General features: G+C 70.2%; 4 protein-coding genes. All 4 read right to left on the reverse strand.

Features of this window, described 5'->3' with window-relative positions; genetic code table 11:
• Nucleotides 1-143: 143 nt before the first annotated feature.
• The 4 genes from ABZU75_RS45000 to ABZU75_RS45015 all read right to left on the reverse strand — a co-directional run bounded on the left by ABZU75_RS45000 (nucleotide 144) and on the right by ABZU75_RS45015 (nucleotide 4,777).
• Nucleotides 144-557 carry a hypothetical protein gene (locus ABZU75_RS45000; RefSeq protein ID WP_350914935.1) on the reverse strand — a complete coding sequence of 138 codons (414 nt, stop codon included), beginning with the start codon at nucleotides 555-557 and terminating at the stop codon, nucleotides 144-146.
• A gap of 178 nt (nucleotides 558-735) precedes the next feature.
• Nucleotides 736-2,778 (reverse strand): cytochrome c oxidase assembly protein, encoded by a 2,043-nt coding sequence (locus ABZU75_RS45005; protein ID WP_355569223.1) that lies wholly within the window; start codon nucleotides 2,776-2,778, stop codon nucleotides 736-738.
• Nucleotides 2,775-3,401, reverse strand: coding sequence for a copper resistance CopC family protein (locus ABZU75_RS45010; protein ID WP_355569226.1), 627 nt, complete (start codon nucleotides 3,399-3,401; stop codon nucleotides 2,775-2,777). Before ABZU75_RS45010 ends, ABZU75_RS45005 begins: the two co-directional genes overlap by 4 nt.
• Before the next feature lie 83 nt (nucleotides 3,402-3,484).
• Nucleotides 3,485-4,777: a helix-turn-helix transcriptional regulator gene (locus tag ABZU75_RS45015; protein WP_355569229.1), complete on the reverse strand. Its 1,293-nt coding sequence runs from the start codon at nucleotides 4,775-4,777 to the stop codon at nucleotides 3,485-3,487.
• Between the last annotated feature and the right edge of the window lie 698 nt (nucleotides 4,778-5,475).

Below are 5,475 nucleotides of genomic sequence, written 5' to 3' on the forward strand. Positions count from 1 at the left end.
CCGCGTTGTCGTCGGTCACCGCAGCACGCTGCGGCTCCCTCCTCCGCCTTGCGAGGCACCACCTGGCCGATCCTCGCCACGGCAAGATCCGCGGGACAGGCCCTAGGGGCGCTCGCCCGGCGCCGCGCCCGTTTTCGTGCCGGCTAGTCCTGGCGGGGCACCACTCCGGTGACCGTGGTTCCCGCGCCGGGAACACCGTTGACGCTGAGCGTGCCGCCGACCTGGTCGAAGTGGGCGTGCATTGCGGTGATGCCCCGGCCCTCGGCCGGGCCGAAGAAGCCGACGCCGTCGTCACTGACCGTCATGCGCAGGCCACTGGGGCCGAGGGTGACGGCGACGGCCACGACCCGCGCGCCGCTGTGCCGCTCGACGTTGGCGAGCGCCTCCTCGAGCGTGGCCATCACGGCCCTGGTGATCCCGGCCGGAACGTCGCCGGCGGGCAGCGCCCAGATCTCGACGGTGGTCCCGGTGCGCTCGGACCATTCGGTGAGATGCCCCTCAAGGGCCTGGGCCAGGCTACGACTCCGGCCCTCACGTACGCGCAGTTCCTCGGACACTGCTCAACCTTCCTGATGCACGTTGCAGCCACCGGCCCCCCGACCGAATATGTGACTGGGCGTGGCGCGCGATGACGAAGCGCTGCGCCCGCTGCGGTGAGCACGAGCCCCCTGAAACACCAGGCTACCGGGAGGCGTCCGGGAGAGGGCTGGAAGATAGCAGGCCGTGGCCGTCCGGCTATTTCACGCCGTCGCGCTTATTGAGTTTGGCCAGGTATTCATTGTAGGCATCGAGCTGGGCGTCGCCGCTACCGCCGGTCCGGGCCGCGGCGGCGTCGGCTCGGCGGTCGGCCCGGCGGGCTTTGCGGTCGTCGGCGCGCCACCACTGGAAGGCCAGCGCGAGGAGCACGACGAGCGTCGGGATCTCGCCGAACCCCCAGGCGATGGCCCCGCCGGTCTGCTGGTCCTCGACCGCGGAGGCGCCCCACGTCCTGCCCAGCTGGTCGTACCAGTCGGAGGCCAGCACGGTGGTCATGCTCATCAGCGCGATGCCGAAGAAGGCGTGGAACGGCATGGTCACGAACAGCAGGAGGAGCCGGGCCACGTGCGGCAGCTGGTAGGGAGCCGGGTCGATACCGATGATCACCCAGAAGAACAGGGAGCCGCTGATCAGGAAGTGCACGGTCATCACGATGTGGCCGAGGTGCTCCTCCATCGCGGCGGCGAACAGCGGCGTGAAGTACAGCGCGTAGGTGGAGACGATGAAGATCGCGGTAGCGATCGCCGGGTGGGTGACGAAGCGGACGAACCTACTGTGCAGGATCGTGGTCAGCCACTCGCGGGGCCCTCGGTCGCCCCTGCGGGCGGCGGGCTTGAGAGCACGCAGGGCCAGGGTGACGGGCGCGCCGAGCACCAGGAAGATCGGCACCATCATCGACAGCGTCATGTGCTCGGCCATGTGCACGCTGAACAGCACCTTGGCGTAGCGGGCGACGCCACTCTGGGTGGCGATCAGCAGGATCAGCACACCGGTGAACCAGGCGGCCGTACGCCCCTTGGACCAGGAGTCGCCACGCCGGGTGAGCCGTACGACACCGGCGAGGTAGAGGCCGGCCAGCAGCGCGATGACCGTGCCGGAGAACAGGTCGAACCACCACAGCGAGGCCAGGTTGGCCAGCGAGATCTCCGGCGGCATCGTGTAGCCGAGCACCTCGAAGGCCCTGTCGACGGGCAGCACCGCCGGGGGCGGCGCGGTGCGGGAGAGCGCGACGGCCAGCCCGATGGCCGCGAACATGACGACGATCTCACCGGTGGCGAAGCGGACGAAGGTGCCGGGGCCGCCCGCGGCGAGCGACGGCAGGGTCCGCTTGCGGTGCCACCAGCCGACGGCGCCGAGCAGCGCGAACGCGACGGTCTTGGCCAGCAGCAGCAGGCCGTAGGCGGAGGTGAAGAGCTCGGAGACCGAGGTGAGCCTGGCCAGGACGCTGAACAGGCCGGACAGCCCCACTCCGACGAAGCACCACAGCGCCAGGGTCGAGAAGCGGGCGGCGGCGATCTCCAGGTACGGCTGCCGGCGCAGCGCGTGCGCGCAGAGCACCCCGAGGCCGCCCACCCAGAGCGCGAGGACGACGAGGTGGAGCGCGACACCGGTGGTGGCCAGGTCATGGTTGGGCGAGGAGGCGGAGTGGCCGGTCAGCGCGGGCGGGAGCAGGGTGACCAGCGCGAGGATGAGCAGGCCGCCGGCCGCGCCTGCGGTGATCGCCCCTCGGGCGAAGAGCGCGATCGCGACCGAGAAGAGCACGACCAGGGTCAGCGCGATGCCCTGGGAGACCTGGCTGGCGAAGCTGGTGAGCTCGTTGCCGCCGAGCACGTCGGCCACCGGCAGCCCGAGCGCCTCGGAGAGGCTGAACACCATCGTGGCGGCGGCGGCCCCGGCCCAGACGAGGGCGATCCAGGAGGCGGCCTTGACGTAGCCGAGCGCGGGTTTGCCCAGCAGACCCTTGTCGTTGGGGAGCAGGATCGTGGCGGCCAGGAGTACACCGACGGTGAGCACGCCCGCCGCGTCCATCGCCAGCTTCGCCAGCGGCAGCCCCCAGCGGGTGAAGGCTCCCTGGTCGGGCAGGCCGGGAATGATGCGCGGGGTCGCGGCGCCTCCGGCGATCATGGCGATCACCAGGGCGGCGGCGGCCGCCACCGCGGCCGCCAGGGCGAGCCGCACGGCCCGGCTGTTCCCCGGCGTCTCGCTCTGTGCCGTCTGCGCGGCCCGCGCGGGCCCGCTCATGGCCGCTTCTTGTTGCGCATGCTGAGGAACATGCCGATGCCGACTCCGGTCACGCCTCCGACGATGATCCACATCCAGCCGGGCACGCCCTGCGAGGAGCCGGGCTCCTCGTCGCCGACCGCGGCGACCGGGCTGAGCGCGGCGGACGGCGCGTTCCCGGCCGGGGTCTCCGCGGTGACCGGGCTTTCGGCCGCCACCGGGGACTCGGAGGCGGCGACGGACGGCGACGCCGATTCCGACGCCGATTCCGACGGGGAGGCGGAGCCGAGCAGGGTGAAGGGAATCTCACCCTCAATCGGGTGGCCGTCGGAGGAGACGACGCGATAGGCGATGACATAGTCACCTGGAGGGAGATCCTCCTTGACCTTCTGGGTCACCACCGTGCCGTCGACGACGGGTTTGCCGTCCTGGTGGTTCTCGTCCCCGGAACGTACGACGACGTTCGGGAAGCGCACCGAGGCGGTGAACGTCAGCTTCACCTCCTCCAGGCTCTCGACCTTGGCGCCCTTGGCGGGGTCACTGCTCTTGAGCCGGTCATGGGCGAGGGCCGGCGAGGCGAAGGCCGTGCCGAGCACGAGGGCGACGAGAAGCGCGAGGGCGACCGCGACAGGGGAAGTCTTCATGGCAACCACAAGGCTACCCAGGTGACCGCGCGGTCTCGACCCCCCTGTCCGATCTACCTTCGGCGCGGGTTCTCTGCCCCGCCCTACAGCCCGACGCCGGCCAGCGCCCGCCGGTAGGCGTGGACGCTCCGGTCCGGCTCGTCGATACGTTCCAGGACCCGGGCCGCGGTCAGCCAGGCATGGGCGGTGAAGCGGGTCTCCGGCGCCTGCTCCAGGCACTCCGTCCCGGCGAGCAGCTCCTGCGAGGCCTGCTCCTGCAGGCCCAGCTCCGCGAGGGTCTCACCGTGCAGCAGGCGGGCCTCCGCCTGCATGACCTTCGGCATGCCGTCGAGCAGATCGCAGACGAAGCGCATCCGCTCCTCGGCCCGTTCGGGCTGGGCGAGCAGCAGCTCCGCCCGGACGAGGTTCATCGCGCAGCGCATCTTGTCTATCAAGCTGGCAGAGCTCTCCGCCAGTTCCTTCTCCACCTTCAACAGCACATCACGCCAGGCCTCGGCCTCCATGGGCCGCACGATCAGCAGAACCTGGGCGTAGTCGCCGCGCAGCCGGGCCAGCCTTCGGGCGTCGCCGTACTCGGACTGGATGGCCAGGGCACGCTCGGCCTGCGTGACCGCCTCGTCGGCGTGGCCGCTCTCGACGGCGACGATCGCGGCGCCCCAGTGCGCCAGGGTGAGCGCCTGCGGGCTGGCGAGGAGCTCGGCGGCGGCGATCATCTCGGCGGAGAAGTGACGTGCCCGGAGCAGGTCACCGCGCTCGATGTAGGCCGCGAGCAGCTGGCCGCCCAACCGCATCAGACCGTCCGTCCAGGCCGGCCGGACCGCGCCGGTGAGGATCTCCTCGGGGACGTGCACCGCCCGGGCCAGGTCCCCGCTCTCCCGGTAACAGCGCGAGAGCGCGACCGCGACCGCGACGTGACGCTCGGGGCTCAGAGCCGCCTCGTCACTCTCGCGCAGCCCGTTGAGCAGGACGATCGCCTGCTCCAGGTCGCCGCAGGCCTCGGTCGAGAGGGCCAGGCCGTACTCGGCGTCCTGCCGCATCTGGGGCAGGCCCGCCAGCCCGCCGTCGGCGAGGAGTTCGGCGTAACGGGTGCGAGCCTCGACGACCTCGCCGTTGTCCATGGCCAGCTGCGCGTAGCTGAGCGCGAGCTCGATCTCCTGCATCTGCTCGGCCGTGACACCATTGATCAGATACGTAAGGGAACAGTCGAGTTTTTCGGCCAGCAGCTCCAGCACCGCGGGGGTCGGAGTACGCTTGCCACTCTCGATGAGAGATACGTAACTGTCCGACAGTTCTGGATGGGCGAGCTGCGCCTGGGAAAAACCACGTTGCCGGCGGACGGTTTTGATGCGCTGCCCCACCAAGTCTTGACCAGTCACGTTACCCCTTGAAAGATATCATTTGAGCAGCAGAACCTACGACAGGAGTCTCCCCGTGCGCCGACGTCTTGCCTTGTCTGCCCTCGCCATGCTATTTACGGCTGCTTTTGCCGTCACTGGCAATGCTACGACCGCGAGTGCTGATTCGTCTGCCCCCCCGAAGGACACCGGTAAGTATTCTTTGCAGACGAGCGCCGCCCAGGCCTACCTGGGCTGGGGCTACCCGGACTGAGCGACGGCTCAGCCCGCCGTAAAGGCAGGGAACGGAAAGAACCCCTCCCGCCCTCGTGGAGAGCTTCCAGCCGGCGAGCCACTCCACCTGGCGGAACCGGTGCGGCCCGCACCGGTGTGAGCGTGCAGGCCTCCGGCGTGCGCGCGCCACGAGACGGGACCCGCGGGTAGCGGCGGAGCCGGGATCCGGACCCCTTCCGTGGAAGACCATCACCCTTCACGGAGGATCCCGGCCGCAGGCAACACCTACATATAGATCCCATTACATCCGTATAGATTTTATTGCAGGTCACGGCTCGAACCGAGGGGGGCAGCGGCGCCCACCCGCCCCCTCTCATCGGCCATGCCTTTCCGCCCGCCTTTCATCGCCGACCGGCCCGCGGGCCGGTCGGCTCGCGGGATTCGAGCCGCCTCCCCGTGGCGCCGACCGGTCCGGGGGCTTGGAGGCACACGGAATACATGTCGCC

It is taken from the genome of Streptosporangium sp. NPDC005286, from assembly GCF_040607515.1.
Lineage (GTDB): Bacteria > Actinomycetota > Actinomycetes > Streptosporangiales > Streptosporangiaceae > Streptosporangium.

Coding starts and splice junctions, on each gene's coding strand:
- ABZU75_RS45010 (WP_355569226.1), bottom strand. CDS start 3,401: ATGAAGACTTCCCCTGTCGCGGTCGCCCTCGCGCTTCTCGTCGCCCTC.
- ABZU75_RS45005 (WP_355569223.1), bottom strand. CDS start 2,778: ATGAGCGGGCCCGCGCGGGCCGCGCAGACGGCACAGAGCGAGACGCCG.